The 3,294-nt window shown below is 54.9% G+C and carries 1 rRNA gene; it reads right to left on the bottom strand.

Going from position 1 to position 3,294, the window contains the following annotated elements:
• Positions 1 to 6: 6 nt before the first annotated feature.
• Positions 7 to 3,133: ribosomal RNA gene (locus GWK18_RS12715) — 23S ribosomal RNA — on the bottom strand.
• Positions 3,134 to 3,294: the final 161 nt, after the last annotated feature.

Below are 3,294 nucleotides of genomic sequence, written 5' to 3'. Positions count from 1 at the left end.
TGTGTTGTGTGTAGATCTTCGGTGTATTAGTACCAGTCAGCTCCACAACTCTTCAGTCGTTGCTTCCACATCTGGCCTATCAACCCAGTCATCTCCTGGGCACCTTCACCAACAAAGTTGGATGGAAATCTCATCTCGAAGCAAGCTTCCCGCTTAGATGCTTTCAGCGGTTATCTCTCCCGAACGTAGCCAATCAGCGATGCTCCTGGCGGAACAACTGACACACCAGAGGTTCGTCCGTCCCGGTCCTCTCGTACTAAGGACAGACCTTCTCAAATTTCCAACGCGCGCAGCGGATAGGGACCGAACTGTCTCACGACGTTCTGAACCCAGCTCGCGTGCCGCTTTAATGGGCGAACAGCCCAACCCTTGGGACCAACTCCAGCCCCAGGATGCGACGAGCCGACATCGAGGTGCCAAACCATGCCGTCGATATGGACTCTTGGGCAAGATCAGCCTGTTATCCCCGAGGTACCTTTTATCCGTTGAGCGACGGCCATTCCACAATGTACCGCCGGATCACTAGTCCCGACTTTCGTCCCTGCTCGAGCCGTCACTCTCACAGTCAAGCTCCCTTGTGCACTTACACTCAACACCTGATTGCCAACCAGGCTGAGGGAACCTTTGGGCGCCTCCGTTACTCTTTAGGAGGCAACCGCCCCAGTTAAACTACCCATCAGGCACTGTCCCTGACCCGGATCACGGGCCGAAGTTAGACATCCAGAGCGACCAGAGTGGTATTTCAACAACGACTCCCCACACACTAGCGTGCATGGCTCACAGTCTCCCACCTATCCTACACAAGCCGCACCAAACACCAATACCAAACTATAGTAAAGGTCACGGGGTCTTTCCGTCCTGCTGCGCGTAACGAGCATCTTTACTCGTACTGCAATTTCGCCGAGTTCATGGTTGAGACAGTAGGGAAGTCGTTACTCCATTCGTGCAGGTCGGAACTTACCCGACAAGGAATTTCGCTACCTTAGGATGGTTATAGTTACCACCGCCGTTTACTGGGGCTTAAATTCTCCGCTTCGAACAAGTCTAACGAGTCCTCTTAACCTTCCAGCACCGGGCAGGAGTCAGTCCGTATACATCGTCTTACGACTTCGCACGGACCTGTGTTTTTGATAAACAGTCGCTTCCCCCTGGTCTCTGCGACCCCTACACGCCTCCACACCGCACGGGTGCTTCACGCTCAGGGCCCCCCTTCTCCCGAAGTTACGGGGGCATTTTGCCGAGTTCCTTAACCATGATTCTCTCGAACGCCTTAGTATTCTCTACCTGATCACCTGTGTCGGTTTAGGGTACGGGCGGCTAGAACCTCACGTCGATGCTTTTCTCGGCAGCATAGGATCACCGAATCCCCCACCAAAGGGGTCCCATCACGTCTCAGGCACACAACCCACGCATTTAACAATGGGTCACCCTACACGCTTAGACCAGGACAACCATCGCCTGGCTCGGCTACCTTCCTGCGTCACACCTGTTAACACGCTTACCTCCCCGGATCAGGTCCCACGCCACACACCACAACGACACCAACACAAGTGCTGGTGACGAAACGGGTGTGCGGGGTGGTTAGTATCCCCAGCTCAGTATGGGCGGTTCTTCGCCGGTACGGGAATATCAACCCGTTGTCCATCGACTACGCCTGTCGGCCTCGCCTTAGGTCCCGACTCACCCAGGGCAGATTAGCTTGACCCTGGAACCCTTGATCATCCGGCGGACGGGTTTCTCACCCGTCATTCGCTACTCATGCCTGCATTCTCACTCGAACGGGTTCCACCACTCGGTTACCCGGCGACTTCACCACCCGCTCGACGCTCCCCTACCCAACACACACCCCATTACAGGATCACGCGTGTATTGCCACGACTTCGGCGGTGTACTTGAGCCCCGCTACATTGTCGGCGCGGAATCACTTGACCAGTGAGCTATTACGCACTCTTTCAAGGATGGCTGCTTCTAAGCCAACCTCCTGGTTGTCTAAGCAACTCCACATCCTTTCCCACTTAGCACACGCTTAGGGGCCTTAGTCGGTGGTCTGGGCTGTTTCCCTCTCGACCATGAAGCTTATCCCCCACGGTCTCACTGCCACGCTCTCACTTCACCGGCATTCGGAGTTTGGTTGACGTCAGTAACCCTGTGGGGCCCATCAGCCATCCAGTAGCTCTACCTCCGGGAAGAAACACGCAACGCTGCACCTAAATGCATTTCGGGGAGAACCAGCTATCACGAAGTTTGATTGGCCTTTCACCCCTACCCACAGCTCATCCCCTCCATTTTCAACTGAAGTGGGTTCGGTCCTCCACACGCTCTTACACGCGCTTCAACCTGGCCATGGGTAGATCACTTCGCTTCGGGTCTAGATCACGCCACTGCAACGCCCTCTTCAGACTCGCTTTCGCTACGGCTACCCCACACGGGTTAACCTCGCGACATGACACTAACTCGCAGGCTCATTCTTCAAAAGGCACGCCATCACCCCACACCCAAAGGGTCAAGGCTCTGACGGCTTGTAAGCACACGGTTTCAGGTACTCTTTCACTCCCCTCCCGGGGTACTTTTCACCTTTCCCTCACGGTACTGGTCCGCTATCGGTCATTAGGTAGTATTCAGGCTTACCAGGTGGTCCTGGCAGATTCACACGAGATTCCACGAGCCCCGTGCTACTCGGGAAAACGCCACACGCGGCAGACAGCAGTTTCGTCTACGGGACTCACACCCTCTACGGCACACCACTCAACGATGATTCGACTACCACCCTGCACTCACGCACTCCCGTCAACAGCCAGGAGAACAGCGCATCCCACAACCCCGCTGATGCAACCCCTGCCAGGTATCACACACCAACGGTTTAGCCTCATCCGCTTTCGCTCGCCACTACTCACGGAATCACAATTGTTTTCTCTTCCTGCGGGTACTGAGATGTTTCACTTCCCCGCGTTCCCCCCTACACCCTATGAATTCAGATGCAGGTCGCCACCCTCACAGATGACGGGGTTTCCCCATTCGGACATCCTCGGATCACAGCTCGTTTATCAACTCCCCGAGGCTTATCGCAGATTACCACGTCCTTCATCGGCTCCTAATGCCAAGGCATCCACCGTGCGCCCTTAACAATCTACAAACAGACACACAAAAAAATCAGCACCCACACACACCACACACCACCCACAAACCGGGGCAGCACACGACACATGCGGGCACAAAGATGTTCTTACAAATCACATAAAGAACAAGATGCTCGCGTCCACTATACAGTTCTCAAACAACACACCCACCACCACA

The sequence above is a fragment of the Kocuria sp. JC486 genome (assembly GCF_011602805.1).
Taxonomy (GTDB): Bacteria; Actinomycetota; Actinomycetes; order Actinomycetales; family Micrococcaceae; genus Kocuria; species Kocuria soli.
Note: the sequence above shows the minus strand (reverse complement) of the source record. Positions and strands in the feature narration are given on the sequence as shown.